The 22,257-nt window shown below is 75.1% G+C and carries 20 protein-coding genes and 1 pseudogene; 9 read left to right on the forward strand and 12 right to left on the reverse strand.

Going from position 1 to position 22,257, the window contains the following annotated elements; translation table 11 throughout:
- Positions 1 to 13: 13 nt before the first annotated feature.
- On the reverse strand, positions 14 to 2,215 hold the full coding sequence (recG, locus tag ACSDG8_RS10640; RefSeq protein WP_210900358.1) for an ATP-dependent DNA helicase RecG: 2,202 nt from the start codon (positions 2,213 to 2,215) through the stop codon (positions 14 to 16).
- Positions 2,212 to 3,825 carry a DAK2 domain-containing protein gene (locus tag ACSDG8_RS10645; RefSeq protein WP_210942829.1) on the reverse strand — a complete coding sequence of 538 codons (1,614 nt, stop codon included), beginning with the start codon at positions 3,823 to 3,825 and terminating at the stop codon, positions 2,212 to 2,214. Before ACSDG8_RS10645 ends, recG begins: the two co-directional genes overlap by 4 nt.
- Positions 3,826 to 4,035: 210 nt before the next feature.
- Here ACSDG8_RS10645 and rpmB point away from each other — a divergent pair, with 210 nt between their 5' ends.
- Positions 4,036 to 4,227 carry a 50S ribosomal protein L28 gene (gene rpmB / locus ACSDG8_RS10650; RefSeq protein ID WP_011905179.1) on the forward strand — a complete coding sequence of 64 codons (192 nt, stop codon included), beginning with the start codon at positions 4,036 to 4,038 and terminating at the stop codon, positions 4,225 to 4,227.
- Between the two features lie 185 nt (positions 4,228 to 4,412).
- Positions 4,413 to 5,669, forward strand: a complete 1,257-nt coding sequence (locus tag ACSDG8_RS10655; RefSeq protein WP_210900364.1) for an ATP-grasp domain-containing protein — start codon at positions 4,413 to 4,415, stop codon at positions 5,667 to 5,669.
- Here ACSDG8_RS10655 and ACSDG8_RS10660 read toward each other — a convergent pair.
- Both ACSDG8_RS10660 and ACSDG8_RS10665 read right to left on the reverse strand, forming a co-directional pair.
- On the reverse strand, positions 5,666 to 6,133 hold the full coding sequence (locus ACSDG8_RS10660) for a GNAT family N-acetyltransferase (RefSeq protein WP_030500837.1): 468 nt from the start codon (positions 6,131 to 6,133) through the stop codon (positions 5,666 to 5,668). The two genes, ACSDG8_RS10655 and ACSDG8_RS10660, sit on opposite strands and share 4 nt — an antisense overlap.
- 62 nt (positions 6,134 to 6,195) lie before the next feature.
- Positions 6,196 to 7,146, reverse strand: a complete 951-nt coding sequence (locus tag ACSDG8_RS10665) for a thiamine-phosphate kinase (protein ID WP_210900367.1) — start codon at positions 7,144 to 7,146, stop codon at positions 6,196 to 6,198.
- 163 nt (positions 7,147 to 7,309) lie between these two features.
- Here ACSDG8_RS10665 and ACSDG8_RS10670 point away from each other — a divergent pair, with 163 nt between their 5' ends.
- Together ACSDG8_RS10670 and ACSDG8_RS10675 are read left to right on the forward strand one after the other, a co-directional pair.
- The gene (locus tag ACSDG8_RS10670; protein ID WP_013284547.1) at positions 7,310 to 7,543 is read left to right on the forward strand and encodes an Lrp/AsnC ligand binding domain-containing protein; all 234 of its coding nucleotides are present in this window, start codon (positions 7,310 to 7,312) and stop codon (positions 7,541 to 7,543) included.
- Positions 7,544 to 8,128: a DUF3515 family protein gene (locus ACSDG8_RS10675; protein WP_210900370.1), complete on the forward strand. Its 585-nt coding sequence runs from the start codon at positions 7,544 to 7,546 to the stop codon at positions 8,126 to 8,128.
- Positions 8,129 to 8,144: 16 nt separating this feature from the next.
- Here the strand turns inward: ACSDG8_RS10675 and ACSDG8_RS10680 are convergent, their stop codons facing one another.
- Both ACSDG8_RS10680 and ACSDG8_RS10685 read right to left on the reverse strand, forming a co-directional pair.
- Complete coding sequence (locus ACSDG8_RS10680) at positions 8,145 to 9,248, reverse strand: D-alanine--D-alanine ligase family protein (RefSeq protein WP_043325953.1); 1,104 nt, start codon at positions 9,246 to 9,248, stop codon at positions 8,145 to 8,147.
- Between the two features lie 165 nt (positions 9,249 to 9,413).
- Complete coding sequence (locus ACSDG8_RS10685; protein ID WP_030500841.1) at positions 9,414 to 9,638, reverse strand: hypothetical protein; 225 nt, start codon at positions 9,636 to 9,638, stop codon at positions 9,414 to 9,416.
- A 278-nt stretch (positions 9,639 to 9,916) separates the two neighbouring features.
- Here ACSDG8_RS10685 and ACSDG8_RS10690 point away from each other — a divergent pair, with 278 nt between their 5' ends.
- Both ACSDG8_RS10690 and ACSDG8_RS10695 read left to right on the forward strand, forming a co-directional pair.
- Positions 9,917 to 10,762 (forward strand): helix-turn-helix domain-containing protein, encoded by an 846-nt coding sequence (locus ACSDG8_RS10690; RefSeq protein ID WP_210900373.1) that lies wholly within the window; start codon positions 9,917 to 9,919, stop codon positions 10,760 to 10,762.
- A 4-nt stretch (positions 10,763 to 10,766) separates the two neighbouring features.
- Positions 10,767 to 10,967 (forward strand): DUF397 domain-containing protein, encoded by a 201-nt coding sequence (locus ACSDG8_RS10695; protein ID WP_210900376.1) that lies wholly within the window; start codon positions 10,767 to 10,769, stop codon positions 10,965 to 10,967.
- A gap of 10 nt (positions 10,968 to 10,977) precedes the next feature.
- Here the strand turns inward: ACSDG8_RS10695 and ACSDG8_RS10700 are convergent, their stop codons facing one another.
- From ACSDG8_RS10700 to ACSDG8_RS10720, 5 genes are all read right to left on the reverse strand, one after another.
- Positions 10,978 to 12,042 (reverse strand): ROK family protein, encoded by a 1,065-nt coding sequence (locus tag ACSDG8_RS10700; RefSeq protein ID WP_210900379.1) that lies wholly within the window; start codon positions 12,040 to 12,042, stop codon positions 10,978 to 10,980.
- Between the two features lie 114 nt (positions 12,043 to 12,156).
- Positions 12,157 to 12,948 (reverse strand): putative protein N(5)-glutamine methyltransferase, encoded by a 792-nt coding sequence (locus ACSDG8_RS10705; protein ID WP_210900382.1) that lies wholly within the window; start codon positions 12,946 to 12,948, stop codon positions 12,157 to 12,159.
- Positions 12,949 to 13,120: 172 nt separating this feature from the next.
- Positions 13,121 to 14,254: a cystathionine gamma-lyase gene (locus ACSDG8_RS10710; protein WP_210900385.1), complete on the reverse strand. Its 1,134-nt coding sequence runs from the start codon at positions 14,252 to 14,254 to the stop codon at positions 13,121 to 13,123.
- The gene (locus ACSDG8_RS10715) at positions 14,251 to 15,258 is read right to left on the reverse strand and encodes an NAD(P)H-dependent glycerol-3-phosphate dehydrogenase (protein WP_210900388.1); all 1,008 of its coding nucleotides are present in this window, start codon (positions 15,256 to 15,258) and stop codon (positions 14,251 to 14,253) included. Before ACSDG8_RS10715 ends, ACSDG8_RS10710 begins: the two co-directional genes overlap by 4 nt.
- Positions 15,255 to 15,980: a lysophospholipid acyltransferase family protein gene (locus tag ACSDG8_RS10720; RefSeq protein WP_210900391.1), complete on the reverse strand. Its 726-nt coding sequence runs from the start codon at positions 15,978 to 15,980 to the stop codon at positions 15,255 to 15,257. The genes ACSDG8_RS10715 and ACSDG8_RS10720 overlap by 4 nt, the downstream gene beginning before the upstream one ends.
- 95 nt (positions 15,981 to 16,075) lie before the next feature.
- On the opposite strand from ACSDG8_RS10720, the pseudogene cofC reads away from it, so the two are divergent.
- The 3 genes and pseudogenes from cofC to ACSDG8_RS10735 all read left to right on the forward strand — a co-directional run.
- A pseudogene (cofC, locus tag ACSDG8_RS10725) lies at positions 16,076 to 16,684 on the forward strand (2-phospho-L-lactate guanylyltransferase); the annotation flags it as partial.
- Positions 16,685 to 16,969: 285 nt separating this feature from the next.
- The gene (locus ACSDG8_RS10730; protein ID WP_374223522.1) at positions 16,970 to 19,267 is read left to right on the forward strand and encodes an RNA degradosome polyphosphate kinase; all 2,298 of its coding nucleotides are present in this window, start codon (positions 16,970 to 16,972) and stop codon (positions 19,265 to 19,267) included.
- A 7-nt stretch (positions 19,268 to 19,274) separates the two neighbouring features.
- Positions 19,275 to 20,189, forward strand: a complete 915-nt coding sequence (locus ACSDG8_RS10735) for an NUDIX hydrolase (protein WP_210900400.1) — start codon at positions 19,275 to 19,277, stop codon at positions 20,187 to 20,189.
- Positions 20,190 to 20,255: 66 nt separating this feature from the next.
- On the opposite strand, the gene ACSDG8_RS10740 is transcribed toward ACSDG8_RS10735, so the two are convergent.
- A complete protein-coding gene (locus ACSDG8_RS10740) occupies positions 20,256 to 22,157 on the reverse strand; it encodes an endonuclease/exonuclease/phosphatase family protein (protein ID WP_210900403.1) in 1,902 nt (633 codons plus the stop codon).
- Between the last annotated feature and the right edge of the window lie 100 nt (positions 22,158 to 22,257).

Genomic DNA, 22,257 nt, shown 5'->3' on the forward strand with positions numbered 1-22,257 from the left:
CACCGGCCCGCCGTCAGCCCTTCTCCAGGTATTCGGCGCGCTCCTCGTCGACGAGCGCGGCCACCGACGCCGCGAGCGCCGGATGCCGGGCGAGATCCGGGTCCTCCTCGACCAGTTCGATCGCCTCGGCCCGCGCGTCGCGGATCAGCTCGGCGTCGCGTCTCAGCGACAGCAGCCGCAGGTGCGAGCGGCGGCCGGACTGGGTCGCGCCGAGCACGTCGCCCTCCCGGCGCTGTTCCAGGTCGAGTTCGGCGAGCTTGAACCCGTCGGTGGTGGAGGCGACCGCGTCCAGCCGCTCCCGCGCCGACGAGCCCTCGGCCGCCTCGGTGACCAGCAGGCACAGACCGGCGGCGGAGCCCCGGCCGACCCGGCCCCGCAGCTGGTGCAGCTGGGACACGCCGAACCGGTCGGCGTCCAGCACGATCATCACTGTCGCGTTCGGCACGTTCACGCCGACCTCGACCACTGTGGTCGCGACCAGCACGTCCAGCTCGCCGTCGGCGAACGCGCGCATCACCGCGTCCTTCTCGTCGGCGGGCAGCCGACCGTGCAGCACCCCGATCCGCAGCCCGTGCAGCGGCCCCTCGGCGAGCAGCGGTGCCACCTCGGTCACCGCCAGCGGCGGGCGGCGGCCGTTGTCGTCCTCCCGCGGCGCCTCCTCCTCCGACACCGGCCCCTCACCGATACGCGGGCAGACCACGTACGCCTGGTGGCCCTTGGTGACCTCCTCGCGCAGCCGGCGCCAGGCCCGGTCGAGGAACGCCGGCTTCTCGGCGGCCGGTACGACGTGCGAGGCGATCGGCGAGCGGCCCTGCGGAAGCTGGGACAGCGTGGACGTCTCCAGGTCGCCGTAGACCGTCATGGCCACAGTGCGCGGGATCGGGGTGGCCGTCATCACCAGCACGTGCGGCGGCTGGTCGGCCTTGGCGCGCAGCGCGTCGCGCTGCTCCACGCCGAAGCGGTGCTGCTCGTCCACCACCACCAGACCGAGGTCGTGGAAGTCGACACCCTCGTAGAGCAGGGCGTGCGTGCCGAGCACGATGCCGGCCCGGCCCTCGGCCACCTCGGCCAGCGCCCGGCGGCGGGCCGCCGCGCCGAGCGAGCCGGTGATCAGCTCGACCCGGGTGGCGTCGTCGGCGGCGCCCAGCTCACCGGCCCGGGCGAGCGGACCGAGCAGGTCGAGGATGCCCCGGTAGTGCTGGGCGGCGAGCACCTCGGTCGGCGCGAGCAGCGCGGCCTGCCCGCCGGCGTCGACCACCTGGAGCATGGCGCGCAGCGCCACCACGGTCTTGCCCGAGCCCACCTCGCCCTGCAGCAGCCGGTGCATCGGGTGCGCGACGACCAGGTCGGCGGCGATCTCCCGCCCGACGACCTGCTGGCCGGAGGTCAGCTCGTACGGCAGGCGGGCGTCGAACGCGTCCAGCAGGCCGCCGGGCTTCGCCGGCCGGGCCCGCGCCGGCCACGCCGCCGCCCGGTGCTTGCGCTGCACCAGCGTGAGCTGCACGGCGAACGCCTCGTCCCACTTGAGCCGGCGGCGCGCCCGGTAGAGCGCCTCCTTGCTGGTGGGCCGGTGGATCTCGCGCAGCGCGGTGCCGATGTCGGCCAGGTTGCGGGTGGCCCGCACGGTGGCCGGCAGCGGGTCCTCCGGCGGGGTGAACGTGTCCAGCACGACGCGGACGCAGCGGGCGATCACCCAGGTCGGCACCGCCGCCGCGGCCGGGTAGACCGGGATTAGCGCGCCGGCGAACTCCTCGACCTCCTCGTTCGCGGCCGCCTCGCCCTCGCCGCCCTCGCCGAGCAGGACGTACTCCGGGCCGTTGAGCTGCCGCTTGCCCCGGAACTCGGTCACCTTGCCGGCGAACAGCCCCCACCGGCCCGGCCGCAGCTCCCGCTCCCGCCACGCCTGGTTGCCGAAGAACGTGCAGGTGAGCACGCCGCCGGAGCCGTCGCCGACGGTCACCTCCAGCAGGTTGCCGCGCCGCTGGCGCATCGGGCGCACCGCGGTGCGCTGCACCTGGGCCAGCACTGTGACCTGCTCCCCCACGTCGAGCGAGCGGATGTCGGTGTGCTCGCCGCGCTCGTCGTAGCGGCGCGGGAAGTGGTAGATCAGGTCGCCGGCGGTGTGCAGGTCGAGGTGCCCGGCCAGCGCCTTCGCGGTGCGCTCGCCGACCAGTTTCTTCAGCGGCGTGTCCACAGTGGCCGCCTCGCCAGTCATTCGACCCCCACCAGGAGCGGATAGTGCGGCTGCCCGCCCTCGTACGCCTGCACCTCGACGAACGGCCAGGCCCGCTCGACGTGCTCGCGGACCCGGTCGGCCAGCCCGGCCGGCGCGTCGGCGCCACACAGCAGCGTGACCAGCTCACCGCCACCGCCGAGCATCCGGTCCACCACCGCGATGCAGGTGTCGGTCAGATCCTGCCCGATCAGGTGCACCTCGCCCTCGACCAGGGCCAGCACGTCACCCGCGCGGGCCGGGCCGGCGACGGTGAGCGCCTCCCGGGCGGCGTGGCACACCTCGGCGTACCGGCAGGCGCCCGCCGCCTCGGCCATCGCGATCACGTCGTCCTCGAACCGCCGCTTCGGATCGCGTACGGCCAGCGCCGCGAGCGCCTGCACCGGCGACCGGGTGGGCACCACGCTCACCTTGACACCGAGGCCGTACGCCTCCTTCGCCGCGGCGCTCGCCACCGACTGCGTGTTCGGGTCGTTCGGCAGCACCACCACCCGGGCGGCGTCGGTGGCCCGGATCGCGTCGAGCAGCTCGCCGGTGGACGGGTTGCCCGGCACCACCACTGCCCCCTCGGCAGCGAACAGCTCGGCGATGCCCGCGCCGGTGGCCACCACCACGGCGGCCCGGCCGTCCGGGCGCGCGACCCGCGACGCGGGCGCCGGGGCGGTCTGGTCGGCGAAGCGGGTCACGTCGATCCGGTGCGGCCGGCCGGCGACCACACCCGCCTCGATCGCCGCCCCGACGTCGTTGACGTGCACGTGCACGTTCCAGGTGCCGGCGCCGTCGCCGACGATCGCCAGCGAGTCGCCGAGCGAGGCCAGCTCGGCGCGCAGCCGGGCCACCGCCTCGTCGTCCGCGTCGAGCAGGTACTGCACCTCGTAGGCGTACACGTCGGAGCCGCTCTCCCGCACGACGGTGGCCGGCGGGCGGCGGGTGGGCGGCGCGGGCGCCGGCTGCGCCGGGCTCTCCCCCGTGACCACCTCGACCAGCGCGTCGAGCAGCAGGCACAGGCCGCGGCCGCCGGCGTCGACGACGCCCGCGCGGGCCAGCTCCGGCAACTGCTCGGGGGTACGCGCCAGCGCGTGGGCCGCCGCCTCGGCGGCGGCCCGGGCCACGGTGCGCAGGTCGTCGCTGTCCGAGCGGCGGGCCGCGTGGGCCGCGGCGGCGACCACGCTGAGCAGCGTGCCCTCGACCGGCCGGGCCACCGCGGCGTAGGCGGCGGTGGTGGCGTCGGCCAGCGCGTCGGCGAGCTGCCGCCCGCCCACCGCGGGCGCGGCGGCGAGCGTGTCGGCGAGACCGCGCAGGATCTGCGAGAGGATCACCCCGGAGTTGCCGCGCGCCCCGAGCAGAGCGCCCCGGGCCATCAGCCGCAGCGCGTGCCCGTGCGGGGTGTGCCCGTCGTCGGGGAGGGTGCCGAGATCCATGGCCAGGGCCTGCTGGGCCGAGGTCAGCGTGAGGACCAGGTTGGTGCCGGTGTCGCCGTCGGGCACCGGGTAGACGTTCAGCTCGTCGATCTCGCCCTGGTGCCGCCGCAGGGCGGCCAGCCCGCTCGCGCACCAGCGGCGCACCGCGGCGGCGTCGAGGGTCTCCAGCACGTCGGGAAGCCTACTGGCGCACACCGACACACGCCGGGGTCGTCCGCCGCGTGTCCGCCCCGCCCGCCGGCCCGGCCGGGTCGCCGGTACGCTGGGTGGGCTCGCGAAAGGGCCGGTTGGGCGTACCGACTGTCATCGGGTAACCTGACCAGGTTGCCCGGGCATCGCCTGGCGGCGACCTCATGAACGTTTCAATCCCAGGAGTATCCCGTGGCTAGCGTGTGCGACGTCTGTGGCAAGGGGCCGGGCTTCGGCCACAACGTGTCCCACTCGCACCGGCGGACCAACCGCCGCTGGAACCCGAACATCCAGTCGGTGCGCACCCCGGCCGGTGGCGGCAACACCAAGAAGCTGAAGGTCTGCACCTCGTGCATCAAGGCCGGCAAGGTCACCCGCGCCTGACGCGGTAGCACCACCGGAACATCGTCGGTCGCCGGCGGACCCTTCGGGGTCCGCCGGCTTCTGTCGTATCCACCGACCCGCGCCGCACACCTGACCGACCGTACGGCGACCGACTGGTACGGGCCGGTTAGGGTGCTGCTGCGCCGGCCGTCCGGTTCCGGCGCGAGCCGTGGGGAGGATGACCGGTGGACCTCGATCTGGGTCGCGAGCAACTGGTGGTGGTGGGCGCGTCGTTCGGCTCACTGAGCTGGTTCGACCAGCAGCTGCCGGCCGGCACCGTGGTGCTCGTCGAGGAGCCGGACGTGATCCGCCGCCGCGACCTGGCCCGGTTCGCCGAGCGGCTGCCGATGGTCGGGCGCCTCGTCGCCGCCGAGTACCAGACCGGCTTCGACGCCGACGCCCTGCTCGCCCGCGAGCCCGCCCTGGCCGACGCCCGACTGGTCCTGCCCGGCCTGGAGTACGCGGTCGGCGCCGCCGCCCGGCTCGCCGAACGGCTCGGGCTGCCCGGCGCCGGGGCGGAGGCCGCCGACGTCTTCTCCGACAAGCACCGGATGCGGCTGCTCGCCGACCGGATCGGACTGGCCAACCCCGCCTACGAGCTGGTCGACGACCCGGCCCGGGCGGTGGAGTTCGCGCAGGCGCACGGCGGCCGGTGCGTGCTCAAGCCCACCCGCCGATCCGGCAGCCTCGGCGTGCAGCTGATCACCGACCCGGCCGACGTGCCGGCCCGCTGGGCGGCGAGCGCCGCGCCGCCCGACCCGGCCGAGGCCACCGAGCGCGGCCTGCCCACCGGCGTGCTGGTGGAGGAGCTGCTGGTCGGCACCGAGCACAGCGTCGAGCTGCTGGTGGCCGACGGTGAGGTGATCTTCGCCAACGTGACCGACAAGCGGATCGCCGGTGGCCGGTACCCGGTCGAGACCGGCCACACCGTGCCGTCCGCGCTGCCCGCCGCCGAGCACGACGCGCTGCGCGACGCGGCGGTACGCCTCGCCGAGGCGGCCGGCTTCCGCAGCGGCATGCTGCACAGCGAGTGGATCCTCGTCGACGGCGTGCCGACGCTGGTGGAGTGCGCGGCCCGGATGCCCGGCGACATGATCACCGCGCTCATCTCGATCGCCTACGAGCGCGACGTCATCGAGGCGTACCTGCGGGTGCTGCGCGGCGAACGGCCGGCCCTGCCGGCGCGGGCGACCGGCGCGGCGGCCATCGAGTTCCTGATCGCGCCGCCCGGCCGCGTCACCGCCGTGGACGGTAAGCGCGACGCGCTGCGCGTGCCCGGCGTGCTCGACGTGCAGGTGGAGACGAAGGTCGGGCAGACCGTGCCGGAACTGCTCTCCTCGGCGCACCGCAGCGGGCACCTGATGGCCTGGGGAGCGACCCCGGACGAGGCGGCGCTCGCCGCGCGCCGCGCCGCGAACGAGATCCGCATCACCGTCGGCTAGAGCGTGCGGCCGTACGACAGGCAGCCCGGGGCGTCCTTGTAGAAGCCGAAGTTCGGGATCCGCTCGTACCCGGACGACGTGTACATGGCGATCGCCTCGGGCTGCTTGTCGCCGCACTCCAGCACGATCCGCTTGCGGCCGTGGTCGCGGGCGGAGCGCTCGACCGCGCCGAGCACCGCGCGGGCGACGCCCCGGCCCCGGACCGCCGGGTCGGTGTACATCCGCTTCAGCTCGGCCGTGTCGCCGTCCTCGCCGTGGCTGCGCCAGCCGCCGCAGCCCACCGGACGCCCGTCCAGGTAGGCGACGAGGAACGCGCCGTCCGGCGGGGTGAACTCGGCCGCGTCGACAGGGGTGTCGTCGCCGCTGCCGCCGTAGCGGGCGCCGAGGTCGGCCAGCGCCGCCCTGATCAGCGCCTGCGACTCGGGCGCGTCGAAGCGCCGCTCCCGGATCTCGATCTCGCTCACCGTGCCAGGTTACGACCGCCCTCGACCCCCGCCCGGCCCGGCGGCCGGGGGTCGGACGCAGATCACTCCGCCGTCCGCCGGAAGTGGTCCCAGCCACGCGGGCCGTCGTACCCGGCGCCGTCGACGGTGACCCCGGCGCCGGCCGCCACCCGCCCGACCGGCCGCCAGCCGTCGGGCAGCGCGGCGTCCTGCGGGAAGGTCGCCACCAGCGCGTGGTCCTCGCCTCCGGCCAGGATCCAGGTGTACGGGTCGACGCCGAGCGCCTGCGCCGCGTCGCGCATCTGCCGGGGCACCTCGAACGCCTCCCGGCGCAGGTCGATCGCCACGCCGCTGGCGGTGGCCACGTGCCCGAGGTCGGCCAGCAGCCCGTCCGACACGTCGATCATGGCGGTGGCCCCGGCCGCGGCGGCGGCCGGACCGGCGGCGTACGGCACCTCCGGGCGGCGGAACGCCTCGACCAGCAGCCGGGGCGTGCGGAAGCCCCGGGACAGCACTGTGTAGCCCGCCGCCGACCAGCCGGTGCGCCCGGCCAGCGCCACCACGTCCCCCGGCCGGGCGCCGGAGCGGACCACCGGGGGCCGCCCGGCCAGGTCGCCGAGCGCGGTCACCGCGATGGTGAGCGTCGGGCTGGCCGACATGTCCCCGCCGACCACGCTCGCGCCGACGAGCGCCGCCTCCGCGCCCAGCCCGTCGGCCAGTTCCTCGGCCCAGGCCGGATCCAGCTCGGCCGGCATGCAGAGCGCGACGAGCAGCGCGGTCGGGGTGGCGCCCATGGCCGCGATGTCGGCGAGGTTGGCCGCCGCCGCGCGGTGTCCCACGTCCCGCGCCGCCGACCAGTCGCGCCGGAAGTGCCGCCCCTCCACCAGCACGTCGGTCGATGCGACCACCCGCCGGTCCGGCGCCGCCACCACCGCGCCGTCGTCGCCGGGGCCGAGCAGGCAACTCTCCCCCTGTGCCAGCCGGGCGGTCACCCGGTCGATCAGCCCGAACTCGCCGACATCCGTGACCGTCATGCCGTCCCCTCGATCCGCTGCGTCGTTCCGCACATCCCACCCCTGTCCGCGCCGGCGTGTGCTCGCTCACCGCGTCTGACCGGCAACCGATAGGGATCACTGCCGCTCAGTACGGTAGTTTCACCCTTCGGGTCGCCCGGAGGCGACGGACGGAGGTCGAGTCGTGGTACAGGCGTACATCCTCATCCAGACCGAGGTCGGCCGGGCGCGTGACGTGGCCGGTCTGATCGCGGACCTGGCCGGCGTGGTACGGGTCGACGCCGTCACCGGGCCGTACGACGTGGTGGTCCTCACCGAGGCGAACACCGTCGACGAGCTCGGCAAACTCATCGTCAGCAAGGTGCAGATGGTGCCCGGCATCACCCGCACCCTCACGTGTTCGGTGGTGCGGCTCTAAGTGGACGAGAAGACCTCCCCGCGCCGGGACCGCTCCACCCGCCGCGCCGCGCTCTGGGCGACCCTGGTCGCGGTGCCGGTGACGGTGGCGGTGGCCGGGTTCACGTTCGCCAAGCTGGCCCCGGATTCCCCGGATACCGCCGCGAGCGCGTCGGCGAGTCCCCGGGCGCAGTCGAGCGCGCCGGTCGAGATGGCCGCCCCGGCGCTGGCCGAGCGCCCGACCGTACTCTGCCGTGCCCTGATGTCGCAGCTCCCGGACAGCGTGCGTGACCTCTCGCAGCGTCCGGTCACCGCGGGCCCGGAGCAGAACGCCGCGTACGGCGACCCGGCGCTGACTGTTGCCTGCGGCGGCAGCCCGGCGCAGTTCCCGCCCACCGACGAGGTGTGGACCGTCAATCGGGTCTGCTGGCACGCGGCCGAGGAGGCCGACGCCACGGTGCTGACCACCGTCGACCGGGAGACCCCGATCCGGGTACGGGTGCCCAAGAGCTACGAGACGCCGCTGCAGTGGGTCACGACGATCTCCGACACCATCGTCAGCTCCGTGCCCTCGGCGAAGCAGGCCCCCTCGGGCTGCTCCGCCTGACGCCCGGCCGGCCGGTTCAGCGGCCGGCGCGGCGGTGCAGGGCGGTACGGATCAGCCGGTTGACCAGCTTCGGATACTCCAGCCCGCTGGCCGACCACATGCGCGGGAACATCGACGTCGGGGTGAAGCCCGGCATCGTGTTGATCTCGTTGAGGTAGACGTCCATCTGCGGGGTCACGAAGAAGTCGACACGGGCCAGGCCGGAGCAGTCGAGCGCGGTGAAGGCCCGGGTGGCGTAGTCGCGCACCTGCCGGGCCACCGGCTCGGGCAGGTCGGCCGGTACGTCGTACTCGCAGACCTCGTCGGCGAAGATGTACTTGGCCTCGAAGTCGTACCAGTCGCGGTCGCCGATCATCCGCACCTCGGCGAGCACCGAGGCCTCCGGCGCGCCGCCGGCCTCGCCTTCCAGCACGCCGCACTCGATCTCGCGGCCGACCACTGCGCCCTCGACGAGCACCTTGCTGTCGATCTCCCGGGCGGTGACGAGCGCGGCGTCCAGGTCCGCCCAGTCGTCGACCTTGGTGATGCCGAACGAGGAGCCGGCCCGGGACGGCTTGACGAAGACGGGCAGCCCGAGGCGCTCCTTGTCCTCCTCGCTCAGCGACATCCCGGCGCGCAGCACCGCGTACGGGCCGACCGGGATGCCCTCGGCGGCGCAGAGCTTCTTGGTGAACTCCTTGTCCATGGCCGCGGCGGAGGCGAACACGTTCGCGCCGACGTAGGGGATGTCGGCCATCTCCAGCATTCCCTGGATCGTGCCGTCCTCGCCGTACGCGCCGTGCAGCACCGGGAAGACCACGTCCACGTCGGCGAGCGCGACCGGCCCCTGGGCCGGGTCGAGCACCATCAGGCCGCCGGCGGCGGGGTCGGCGCGCAGCACCAGCTCGGCGCCGGACCCGGCGGTGATCTCCGGGAGTTTCCGGTCGGTGATGGCGAGCCGGCTCGGTTCGCCGTCGGCGAGCACCCACTGGCCCTGCCGGGTGATGCCGACCGGCACCACCTCGAACTCGTCCGGGTCGAGCGCGGCCAGCACGCTGCCGGCGCTGACGCAGGAGATGCCGTGCTCGGGGCTGCGGCCACCGAAGACGATCGCCACACGGGTCTTGCCTGGGGTGGTCATGGTCACCTCATCGTCGCGACTGCGGCTGGCCGTGCTCGCCGGTGGCGCTCACCCGACTGACCTTACTGTGCGTTGTCGGCAGGGGTGGTCGATACCCGGGGAGACGCGGAGCCGCGTGGCAAACGGTCAAGGTGGCATATACAGGGAGTAACGAGAAGTGGTGGCTCAGAAGGCCGGGTGCCGGGGCCGGCGGCCGACCGCGATCACTTTGACGCGCTGCCGGCCGGCCCGCACCATGCCCAGCGCCATGAACGCGCCGGCGATCCGGTCGGCCGCCTCCCGGCTGTTCGCGCCGACGACCTGCCGCCGGCGTTCGGGGCTGGTCCGCTCGTCGCGCCCGACGCCGTCCGGGGGGCGTACGTCGGTGAGGACCACGAGGAACCGGGTCATTCCCGGCCACCCCCGCTCCGGGGGTGGCAGGCCGTCACCGTCATCGCGGAGTCCTCTCCCGTCTCGTGGACCGGCGGGGGCACGCGGCGGTCGGATCGTGGGGGAGTAGAAATCCGACCACCGCGCGCCCCATCCCCTCCGGTCGCTCACCGCCACCGTCGCCACGACAACCGGCGGTGAGGACGCCGTCACAGATTGACAGGTTCACAGGCGTGAATGCAACTCTCATCGACTTTCTCTCACGCACATTTTCCCAGCAGATGTGCGACCATCGATGCATGGCGCCGAAGACCGCCCGGGCCCGACGGCTCGGCATCGCCCTGAGGACCCACCGGGAGGCCGCCGGCCTCACCCTGGAGTCCGCGGCCGACGAGATCAACAGCACCCGGAGCACGCTGTCCCGCTACGAGAACGCGCAGACGCTGATCAGTCCCGCCACCGTGCGCGCGCTGCTGACCAGCTACGGCGTGGGCCCGGACGAGATCGTCGCGGCAGTGGAACTCGCCAAGGACGCCCGCAAGCCCGGCTGGTGGGTGTCCTACTCGTACCTGCTGGACCGCCGCACCATCGACTTCATCGCGCTGGAGGCCGAGGCCACCGGCATCGCGAACTTCGAGCCGTCGGTGGTGCCCGGTCTGCTCCAGACCGCCGACTACATCCGCGGCGTGATGCGCGGCGGCCCGCACACCCTCAGCGACGAGCAGGTGGAGCAGCGCGTGCAGCTACGGCTGGACCGCCAGCAGCGGCTCTCCGGGGCCGAACCGCCGATCCTCGACGCCATCATCGACGAGGGCGCGCTGCTGCGCCCGGTCGGTAGCCGCTCGGTCATGTCCGCCCAGCTCCAGCACCTGGTGAAGATGGCCGAACTGCCGAACATCACGGTGCAGGTGATCCCCCTGGCCGCCGGTTACCACCGGGGCACCCGGGGCTCGCTGCACATGCTGGAGTTCGCCGACCCGGAGGACCCGATCATCGCCTCGGTGGAGACCGTCGCCGGGCAGATGATCCTCGACCGACCGGGCGACCTGCGTACCTGCACCAAGATCATGGAGCACCTGCGGACCGTGGCGCTGAGCCCGGCGGCCAGTCGGGACCAGTTGCTCCGCCTGCTGAACGAGAGGTGACCAGATGAACGGCACGAACCGTCCGCACCCGACACCGGCCGGCTGGCGCAAGAGCAGCCACAGCGGCGACGAGGGCGCGTGCGTGGAGATGGCGCCGCTGTCCGGCTCGGTGGCGGTCCGCGACTCCAAGGACCCGGCCGGCCCGGTGCTGGTGTTCCCGTCGCACGCCTGGGCCGCGTTCACCGCGGCGCCGCCGCGCCCCTGACTGCGGTTCCTCAGGCGAGCGCGCCGCCCGGCCGCAGCGGCGCGGCCACGGCGGCGGCGCGCACCGCCTCCAGCGCCGCGATGGCCACCCCGCGCGCCCCGGCCATGTCCCGGTCCGGCACCAGCGCGAAGGTGGCCACCGCCCGCTGCTCCTCGCGCAGCACCGTGTGCTCGGCGACGGCGGCGAGGAACCAGTCCCGGAACTCCGGCGCCGCCTCCACCACGCCCCCGCCGACGAAGTACGCGTGCGGGTCGGTGAAGTTGGCCGCGATGGTGAACAACCGTCCCAGCGCCCGCGCCTGCTGGCCGAACACCTGGCGGGCCAGCGGGTCGCCCCGCTCGCCGTAGCCGCGCAGCAGCTTCGCCGCCCGGTCCGGCTCCTCCGCGGCCAGCGGATGCTCCGGATGCCGGGCCAGCCAGTACGGCAGCAGGTTGCGCCGGATCGCGGTGAGCGAGGCGACGCTCTCCGCGTCCCCGGTGAAGCCGCAGGCGCAGACCGGCGCGGGCTGGTCCGGCTCCATCAGGCCGTCCAGCGGGATGTGCACGTGGCCGAACTCGCCGGCCATGCCGGCCGCGCCGCCGACCACCCGGCCGGACTCCACCACTCCCCCGCCGAGCCCGGTGCCCACGATCGCGGACACCGAGGACCGGGCCATCGCGTCCGCGCCGAAGTGCACGTGATGGGCGTAGAGCGCGGCGGCGTTGCCGTCGTTGGCGTACACCACCGGCAGGCCGAGCCGCCGCTCCAGCGCGGTACGCACGTCGAAGCCACGCCAGGCCGGCTGGGAGAAGTTGGTGGAGCCACGCGAGGAGATCACGCCGGTGGCGCTGGCCGGGCCGGGCGTGTCCAGCCCGACCGCGCGTACCAGGTCGCGGGGCACCCCGGTGTGGGCGAGCACGCCGTCGAACGCCCGCGCCAGCGCCTCCACCGCCGCCTGCGGCCCGGCGCCGACGTCACTCGGGATCTCCAGCAGCCCGTCCACCAGGAACCGGCCGTCGACGGTCAGCACGGTGGCGTTGTCGCTCGTGCCCCCGTTGTCCAGCCCCACCACCACCGGCACCCCTGCGCTGCCCACCACCACCGGCACCCCTGCGCTGCCCACCGCCACCGCCTCCCGCCGAGCCTGATCCGAGGCTAGTTCTCGGCGGGCCCACCCGCCATGCCGCCGGCGGTACTGCCCGGCCCGCTCTCAGCCGGGGCGGCGGGCGGTCACCGCTGTCGCCTCGCGCTCCTCGTCGCGGACCACCGACGGGTGCAGCCCGGCGGCGGCGAACACGGCGCACAGCGCCGCGGTCTGCCCGGCGCTCACCTCGACCGCGACGTGCCCGCCCGGGGCCAGCCAGTGCGCCGCGCCGGCCGCGACCCGGCGCAGCACCGCGAGGCCGTCCGCGCCCCCGTCCAGCGCCACCGGGGCCTCGTGCAGCCGCGCCTCGGCCGGCAGCATGGCCACCGCCCGGCTCGGCACGTACGGCGCGTTCGCCACCACCAGGTCCAGCCGGCCGCGCCAGGTGGCCGGCACCGCGTCGAACAGGTCGCCCTGATAGACGGGGACGCCGAGCGGGTCGAGGTTGCGCCGCGCGCACGCCACCGCCACCGGGTCGATGTCGGCGGCGGCCAGCCAGCGGGGCGTCAGCCGCTCGTGCAGCACCACGGCGGCGGCACCGGAGCCGCAGCACAGGTCGAGCACCGCGGGCGCCGGCCCGGCGACCGCCACCGCGGCGTCGACGAGCACCGCGGTACGCCCGCGCGGCACGAACACCCCCGGGTGGACGGCGATCCGCCGGCCGCAGAACTCGGCCCAGCCGAGCAGGTGTTCCAGCGGCAGGCCGGCGACGCGACGGTCGGCCAGCCGGGTCAGTGACTGCGCCGAGTCGGCGGCGGCGATCAGCAGGTCCGCCTCGTCCTCGGCGAAGACGCAACCGGCGGCGCGCAGCCGGCGGACGAGGGCCGGACGGTCGGGAGTGAACACGGTGGATGCCATGGCAGGCCTTTCGGGAAGCGCTCGTCGGCGCTCCCGGCGTCGCCTCAGCTCCTGGGCGACGCGGACTCGGAGGGAACGCCGGTCCTGTGCTGGGGGATCGGACTCACCTCCTCGGGTCGGGGCCGCACGGGCCGTGGCTGCCCGTCACGATAGCCCAGCGGGCGTTGCGCCGTCAGCCCGCAGCGTCGAGCGCCGCCGCCACGTCGGCGAGCAGGTCGGCGGTGTCCTCGATGCCGCAGGAGAACCGCACGAAGCCGGGCGCCGTGTCGTCGCCCCACTGGGCGCGCCGGTCGGCGGTGGTGTGCAGCCCGCCGAACGAGGTCGCGGCGGCCACCAGCCGGGAGGCGCCGAGGAACCGGGCCACCCGGCGCTCGTCGCCCAGGTCGAACGAGACCACGCCCGGTACGCGCCGCATCTGGGCCGAGGCGACCGGGTACGCCGGGTCGTCCGGCCGTCCCGGCCAGCGCACCCCGGTCACGTCCGGCCGGGCCGCGAGCAGGTCGGCCAGCGCCCGCGCGTTCGCGGTCTGCCGGGCCAGCCGCAGGTCGAGCGTGGCCAGCGACCGGTGTGCCAGCCAGCAGTCGAACGCGCCGGGCACCCCGCCGGTGGCGTTGCGCCAGGTGGTCGCCGCGTCCCGCAGCCCGGCGTCCCGGGTCGCCAGATAGCCCAGCAGCAGATCCGAGTGGCCGGTCAGCGCCTTGGTGCCGGAGGCGACCACCACGTCCGCGCCGAGGTCCAGCGGGCGCTGCCCGAGCGGCGTGGCGGTGGTGTTGTCCACGGCCACCAGCGCGCCGGCGGCGTGCGCGGCGGCGGCCACCGCCCGCACGTCGGCGACGTCCAGGCCGGGGTTCGCCGGGGTCTCCAGCAGCACCAGCCGGACGCCGTCGAACGACGGGTACGGCCCGGCGGTCGGCACCAGCACCACGCGTACGCCGAGCTGTTCCAGCGTGTCCGAGGCGAACGAGCGCACCGAGAAGTAGCCGTCGGCGGGCAGCAGCACGGTGTCGCCGGGGCGCAGCACTGTGAGCAGCAGCCCGGTGATGGCGGCCTGGCCGCTGGCGAAGACGCGGCAGTCGCCGCCCTCCAGCTCGCCGATCGCCGTCTCCAGCAGCCGCCGGGTGGGGTTGTCGGGCCGCCCGTAGCCGTCCGCCGCCGCCGACGGGCCGCGCTCCGGGTCGAGGTGGTACGGCGCGGCGAAGACCGGGCCGGGCAGGAACGGCTGCCCGGGTACGGCCTCCGGCAGGCCGGCGTGCACGCTGCGCGTGCCGTCGCCCCAGTTCCCGCCCGACGTGCCGGCGGCGCTCACTCGTACGACTCCGGCTTGGCGGTACGGCTCATCAGCGCGTCCACCGCGAGGCGCGGGTCCATCCCCTCGTGGCAGATCCGCTCGATCTGTTCGGTGATCGGCATCTCGACGCCGTGCGCGCGGGCCAGGTCGCGGATGGCCAGGCAGCTCTTGACGCCCTCGGCGGTCTGCCGGGTGGCCGCCTGGGCCTGTTCCAGCGACTCGCCCCGGCCCAGGTGCTCGCCGAAGGTGCGGTTGCGGGCCATCGGGGACGAGCAGGACGCGACCAGGTCGCCCATGCCGGCCAGGCCGGCGAACGTGATCGGGTCGGCGCCGAGCGCCACGCCCAGCCGGGCGGTCTCGGCCAGCCCCCGGGTCATCAGCATGGCCCGGGTGTTGTCGCCGAAGCCCATCGCGGTGGCGATGCCGTACGCCAGCGCGATCACGTTCTTCACCGCGCCGCCCAGCTCGCAGCCGATCACGTCGTCGTTCGTGTACGGGCGGAAGTACGGGGTCCGGATGGACGCCTGCACCAGCGCGGTACGCCGGCTGTCGGTGCCGGCGACCACAGTGGCGGCCGGCTGCTCGGCGGCGATCTCCGGGGCCAGGTTGGGCCCGGAGACGACCACCACCCGGTCGGCGGGCACCCCGGCGGTCTCCGTGATGACCTGGCTCATCCGCTTGGTGGTGCCCAGCTCGATGCCCTTCATCAGCGACACGAGCGTGGCGTCCGGCGCCAGGTACGGCGTCCAGTCGGCGAGGTTGCCGCGCAGCGTCTGCGACGGCACCGACAGCACCACCACCTCGGCGCCCTCGATCGCCTTGGCGGCGTCGCCGGTGGCCGTCACCCGCTCGGGCAGGCGGATCCCCGGCAGGTACTCCGGGTTGTGCCGGCCGGTCCGGATCGCCTCGGCCACCGCGGCGCGGCGGGCCAGGACCGTGACGTCCCGCCCGGCGTCGGCGAGGATCTTGGCGAACGCGGTCCCCCAGGACCCGGCGCCCAGCACCGCCACGTGGCCGCTCATTCGGTGACCTCCCGGGTGCCGGTGCGGGCGGGCCGCTGCCAGAGCGGCGGTGGCGTGCCGCCGCGGATCTCCGCGACCAGATCCCGGATGCGCAGCATGATGGTGTCCGTCATCTCCTCCAGGATCGGCCGGGTCGGCGTGGCGCCGGCCCAGGGGCTCAGGTCCACCGGCGGGCCGGCGATCACCGTCACCGGGGTACGCGGGCGCAGCCCGAAACGCGCCGTACGGGGGTCGAACATCCGCTCCGGGCCGACCATGGCGATCGGGACCACCGGGGCGCCGGTGGCCAGCGCCAGCCGGGCCGCGCCGGTCTTGCCCTTCATCGGCCACAGGTCCGGCTCCCGGGTCGTGGTGCCCTCCGGGTAGATCACCACGGCACCGCCCTCGTCCAGCGCGGCGACCAGCTTGTCCAGCGACTTGACCGCCTCGACGGTGCCCCGCTCGACCGGGATCTGCTGGCAGCGGTGCAGGATCCCGCCGACCACCGGCACCCGGAACACGCTGGCCTTGCCGAGGAAGCGCGGCCAGCGCCCGGCGTCGTAGATGTAGTGGGCGACCACGAGCGGGTCGGCGTGCGAGATGTGGTTGGGCACGAGGATGACGCCGCCGTCGCCGCGCAGGTGCTCCATGCCGTGCCAGGTGCGCCGGGTCCAGACGGTCATCAGCGGCTTGACCAGCACCACGGCGAGCCGTCGCCAGAACCCCAGCCTCCGCCGTGCCACAGTGCCTCCTCGATCCGCCCACGCGCCCCGGCACAGAATCATGCCTGTTCGCCCCCGCTGCGGCCAGTGCGGGTACCGGCGCTCCCGCTGGCAGGATGGTCGGCGTGTCTGAGGCCCGCTGGACCGTGGTGATGCCGGTGAAGCGCCTGGGAGCGGCGAAGAGCCGTCTGCGGGGCGCGCTGCCCGGCGTACCCCATGAGGAGCTGGCGCTGGCCCTGGCGGCCGACACGCTGCGCGCGGCGCGGGCGTGCCCGGCGGTCGCCGGGGTGCTCGTGGTGACCGACGACGCGCGGGTGCGCGCGGCGGCGGACGCGGCGGGCGCCCGGGTCGTCGCCGATCCGGGCGCCGGGCTGAACGCGGCGTTCCGGCACGGCGCTGCGGCCGCCGGGCCGCGCGCCGCCGTGGCCGGCCTGACCGCCGACCTGCCGGCGCTGCGTCCGGCCGAGCTGGCCGCCGCGCTGCGTGCCACCCAGGGGGTACGCGGGTTCGTCGCGGACGCCCCCGGCGGTGGCACCGTGCTGCTGGCCGCGCCGGCCGGGGTGCCGCTGGCGCCGCAGTTCGGGCCCGGCTCGGCCGCCGCCCACGCGGCGAGCGGGGCGCTGCCGCTGGCCGGTGACTGGCCCAGCCTGCGCCGGGACGTGGACACCCCGGCGGACCTGGCCACCGCCGCCGGGCTGGGCCTGGGGCCGCGCACGGCGGCGCTGCTGGCCGGCGGCGAAGTCCGGTACGGTGCTGGCATGCAGGGGACGGTGGCCACCTACGACGCGTCGACCCGCAGCGGCGTGCTGCTGCTCGACGACGGCACCGAGCTGGCGTTCCCGGCCCGCGCGTTCGACGCCTCCGGGCTGCGGCTGCTCCGATTGGGGCAGCGTGTCCGGATCGAGCGGGACGCCGACGGCGAGGTGGTCCGGGTGACCTTGCCGACGATGGCGTGAACAACCTGGCCGGAGTTCATTTTCCGTTCACCCTCTTCGGGGAATCATGAGGTGGTGAGCACCCCTCGCGAGCAACCCGACGGCCCGCCGCCGATCCTCGACCCCGGCACGCCCCGCAACGGCCGCCCCGGCCGCGGCCCGGACGGGCGGTTCCGCCAGCCCCGGCCCCCCGAGGAGCGCCTCGGCGCCGACCCGGACGCGACGGCCGCCACCGGGCTGGAGGAGCCGCTCGACCCGGTCGAAGGCCCGGACGAGACCGGCCCGGACGCCGGGCCGCCCCCGGCGCAGCCGCTGCCGGAGGACCGCTTCCTCAACCGGGAGCTGTCCTGGCTCGACTTCAACGCCCGGGTGCTGGCGCTCGCCGAGGACCCGCGCACCCCGCTGCTGGAGCGGGCGAAGTTCCTGGCCATCTTCGCCAGCAACCTGGACGAGTTCTACATGGTGCGGGTGGCCGGGCTGAAGCGCCGCCTCTCCGCCGGCCTGCCGGTACGCGGCGGCGACCGGATGCCGCTGCGCACCCAGCTCGACCTCGTCACCTCCAAGGCCGCCGGGCTGGTCGCCCGGCACGCCACCTGCATGGTCGACGACGTGCTGCCGAAGCTCGCCGCCGAGGACATCCGGGTGCTGCGCTGGAGCGACCTGGACGACGCCGAGCGGGAGCGGCTGCGCACCTGGTTCCGGGAGCACATCTTCCCGGTGCTCACCCCGCTGGCGGTCGACCCGGCGCACCCGTTCCCGTACATCTCCGGCCGGTCGCTGAACCTGGCCGTCTCGGTACGCGACCCGGACGGCGGGTCGGAACTGTTCGCCCGGGTCAAGGTGCCGAACAACGTGCCCCGGTTCGTCCGGGTCCACCGGGACCAGCCGGGCGTGCGGTTCCTGCCGGTGGAGGACCTCATCTCGGTGCACCTCGGCCAGCTCTTCTCCGGCATGCAGGTGGTCGAGTGCCACCTGTTCCGGGTGACCCGCAACGCCGAGGTCGAGGTGGACGAGGACCGCGACGAGGACCTGCTCCAGGCGCTGGAGCGGGAACTGGCCCGGCGCCGGTTCGGCCCGCCGGTACGCCTGGAGGTGGCCGCCTCCATCTCCGACCACATGCTGGAGCTGCTCGTCCGCGAGCTGGACATGGACGACCACGACGTGCTGCGGGTCCGTGGCCTGCTCGACCTGTCCGCGCTGTGGCAGGTCTACGGCGAGGCCGACCGGCCGGACCTGAAGGACCCGTCGTTCGTGCCGGCCACCCACCCGCGCCTGGCCGAGGGCGAGGTGCCGCGCAGCGTCTTCGCCACGCTGCGCGACGGCGACGTGCTGGTGCACCACCCGTACCACTCGTTCGCCACGAGCGTGCAGCGCTTCGTGGAGCAGGCCGCGGCCGACCCGAACGTGCTCGCCATCAAGCAGACGCTCTACCGCACCAGCGGCGACTCCCCGATCGTGGACGCGCTTGTCGACGCGGCCGCCGCCGGCAAGCAGGTGGTGGTGCTGGTCGAGCTGAAGGCGCGCTTCGACGAGGTGGCGAACATCGGCTGGGCACGCACGCTGGAGCGGGCCGGCTGCCACGTGGTCTACGGCCTGGTGGGCCTCAAGACGCACTGCAAGACCGCGCTCGTGGTACGCCAGGAGGGCAACCAGATCCGGCGTTACTGCCACATCGGCACCGGCAACTACCACCCGAAGACGGCCCGGCTCTACGAGGACTTCGGCATGCTCACCGCCGACCCGGAGATCGGCGCCGACCTGACCGACCTGTTCAACGTGCTCACCGGCTACAGCCGGCAGACCGCGTACCGGCGGTTGCTGGTGGCGCCGCAGGGCATCCGCAGCGGCCTGATCGAGCGGATCGACAGGGAGATCGAGCACGTCCGGCTGGGCATGCCGGGGCTGGTGCAGTTCAAGGTGAACTCCCTGGTGGACGAGGAGATCACCGACGCGCTCTACCGGGCGTCGCGGGCCGGCGTGCACGTGGACCTGCTGATCCGTGGCATGTGCACGCTGCGGCCGGGCGTGCCGGGGCTGTCGGAGAACATCCGGGTCCGCTCGATCCTCGGCCGGTTCCTGGAACACTCCCGGATCTTCCGGTTCGGCAACAACGGCGACGCCGAGTTCTGGATGGGTTCCGCCGACCTGATGCACCGCAACCTGGACCGCCGGGTCGAGGCGCTGGTGCAGGTGAGCGACCCGGTGGCCCGCGCCGAACTGGACCACGTCCTCACCGCCGCGTTCGATCCCGACGTGGACGCGTTCGAGCTGGCCGCCGACGGCACCTGGCACCGGCGTACCGGCGACGGCGACGCGCCGCTGACCCATCTGCAGGACCTGTTGCTGCGCCGGGTCGGCGGCCGGGCGGACTGAGCGGGCCGTGGCGCGTGCCGGGCGGGCATACGGTGAGCGGGTGAGCGACGACGAGCCGGTGCGGATCCGGGCCGCGGGCGGCGTGGTGTGGCGCCCGGGCCCGGCCGGCGTCGAGGTCTGCCTGGTGCACCGCCCCCGGTACGGCGACTGGTCGCTGCCGAAGGGCAAGCTCGATCGCGGCGAGCATCCGCTGGTCGCCGCCGTCCGTGAGGTGGCCGAGGAGAGCGACGTACGGGCGGTGCCGCAGGTGCGCCTGCCCACCGTCCGCTATCGCAGCGAGGGTCACGCCAAGGCGGTCGACTACTGGTCCATGCGGGCGGCCGGCGCAGGCGGCTTCCAGCCCGGCACCGAGGTCGACGACGTGGCCTGGTTCCCGGTCGACGAGGCGGCCCGCCGGGTCAGCTACCCGCACGACGCCGAGGTGATCGCCGCGTTCGCGGCGCTGCCGCAGGTCACCGCCACAGTGCTGCTGGTGCGGCACGCCAGCGCCGGCAAGCGCGGCACCTGGACCGGCCCGGACCACGGACGCCCGCTGGACGACGACGGGCAGGCCCAGGCGCAGGCGCTGGTCCCGCTCGTGGCCCTGGTCCACCCGGACCGCCTGTTCTCCGCCTCGGCACGCCGCTGCGTGCAGACGCTCGGCCCGGCCGCGGCCCGGCTGGACCTGCCGATCGAGGTGTGCGGCGACTTCGACGAGCCGGAACCGGGCCAGCAGGTCGAGGAGTGCGCGCTGGCCGCCGCGGCCCGGCTGACCGCGCTGGCGCTCGCCGCCGGGGCGGTGGCGGTGTGCAGCCAGGGCAAGGTGATCCCGGGCGCGCTGGAACGGCTCACCGGCCGCACGGACGACTTCACCACCGCCAAGGGAAGCGGCTGGCTGCTGCCCTTCGCCGGCGACCGCCTGGTCCTCGCCGACCGGCTGTGAGGCGACCCGCGGTCGTGCGCCGAGCTTCCGGCGCGCGGCGGTCTCCGGCCGCGTGAGGGCGCCGGGTCAGGGCAGCGTGACGGTGAGCGTCACCGGGAGGTGGTCGCTGGCCTCGGTGCGCGGTGCGCGTACCTCGGTGGCGGTCAGGCCCGGCGAGACGAAGACGTGGTCGATCTGGGTGCGCGGGTCGTCGGCCGGGCTGGTCCGCAGCGGCCGGGCCGGGCCCAGCGCGTCCACCAGCCCGGCGCCGGTGAACTCGGCGAACGCCGGGTCGGCCGGCTCGGTGTTGAGGTCACCACCGAGCACCAGCGGACGGCCGGCGGCGTACCGGCCGGCGAACGCGGCCACCTCGCGGGCCTGCTCGACCGGATCCCGGCCGGGTGGCGGTTGCAGATGCGTGGCCACCACTGCCAGCTCGCGGCCGCCGAGGTCGAGCGTGACGCCGAGGACCTGCGCCCCGGTCGGCGCGCCGTGCCCGGTCAGCCGCCGGGTCTGACCGGAGCGCGCCGGGAACCGGCTGAGCACCGCGTCACCCCAGACCGGGTCGGCGGCGGGCGCGAAGACGTACGGCATCTCCAGCCGCCGGGCCAGCAGCCCCAGCGTGTCGTGACCGCCGTTGAGCCACCAGCCCCGGTCGACCTCGCTGAGCAGCACCACGTCCGCGTCGCGCAGCTCCCGGGCCAACGCGTCCAGGTCCAGGCGGCCGTCCAGGCCGAACCCCATCCGGATGTTGTACGCGGCCACCCGTACCGCCGTCGGTGCGGTCGTCGCGCGGGCCGGTGCGGGCGGCGCGTGCAGCGCGGCGGCGAGCGCGGCCGACGCGGTCAGGCAGGCCAGGGCCGCGAGCCGCGCTCGTGCGGGCAGCACCGGATCGGGCGGCGTCAGGGCGGGCCGGACAGGCACGCCGGCCGCCACCAGAGCCACCAGGACGGCCGTGGCTACCGGCGCCCACCCGTTGGGGTACCCCAGGTCGTAGGCGGCGTAGTAGGCCACCGTGGCCACCGCGAAGACCAGCATCCCCAGCACCGCCGCACGCCCGCGCCGCGCCCCCGCCCGGCGGCCCTCCCCGGGCCGGTCGTCGTCGGCGGCCGTGTCGGTGAGCGCCAGGCAGCCACCGAGACCGGCGGCGGTGAGCAGGTACGCCGGGACGAGACGCCCGGTCACGAACAGCACCGACCCGGCGAGCAGGGCCAGCGGCCACAGCACCCGGGCCGGGCGGGCCGGCGCCCGGAACAACGCCGCCGCGAGGAACAGCAGCACCGCGAGCGCACCCGGCAGGGCACCGTTTCCGGGGCGGGCGAGCCCGGGGAAGCCGGGCGATCCGCTGCCGGCGGCGGCGTTCCACACCGCCGGGGCGAGCGCCACCTGACCGGCCAGCAGCAGCGCCGGCCCGCACAGCAACCACGTCCGGCGGCCCGGGGTGTGCGCGCTCGTCCCGTCGCCGCCGTCGGCCTTCTCCCGCCGCGCCGCCACGGACGCGGCCAGGAACGCCAGCACCAGCACGATGCTCAGGCTCCAGCCCAGCACGCCGCCCCGCCACACCAGGTCCTCGGTGCCCAGCAGCGCGTGCCCGACCGCGTTCCCGGCCAGGCCCAGCGCCAGCCCGGCGACCGGCCGGGGCACCGACGCGGCGACGGCGGCGAGCCAGACCAGGCCGGCCAGCAGCCCGGCGCAGGCCAGCCAGAGCTGGGCCGGGCCGCCGGGCTGCGCGGTGAGCCCCAGCCGCGCCGCCGCCAGCACACCGGCGGCGAGGAGCCCGACCGGGCCGGCACCGGCGCGGCGGACGAGCGCAGGCGCGGCGAGGGCGAGCACGAACCAGCCGAGCGCGAACGCGCCGAGCAGCTCGGCGGGCGTCTCGGCGGCCTGCCCGAAGAGGGTGATGACCGACGGGAGCCAGACCCGCAGCACGTCCAGCAGGACCGCGATACCCAGCGCGAGAGCCAGGGTGGAGAGGTGACGGTGCCGCACGGGGCGCCTCTTCTCGTGACCGACGGGGGTTTTCGGCACGGCGATTCTGCGGCGCGCGGCGGCTGGTGGTCAACGCGTACCCATGCGAAAGGGCGCCCAC

This window comes from Micromonospora sp. LA-10 (genome assembly GCF_051853095.1).
Lineage (GTDB): Bacteria > Actinomycetota > Actinomycetes > Mycobacteriales > Micromonosporaceae > Micromonospora > Micromonospora echinospora_A.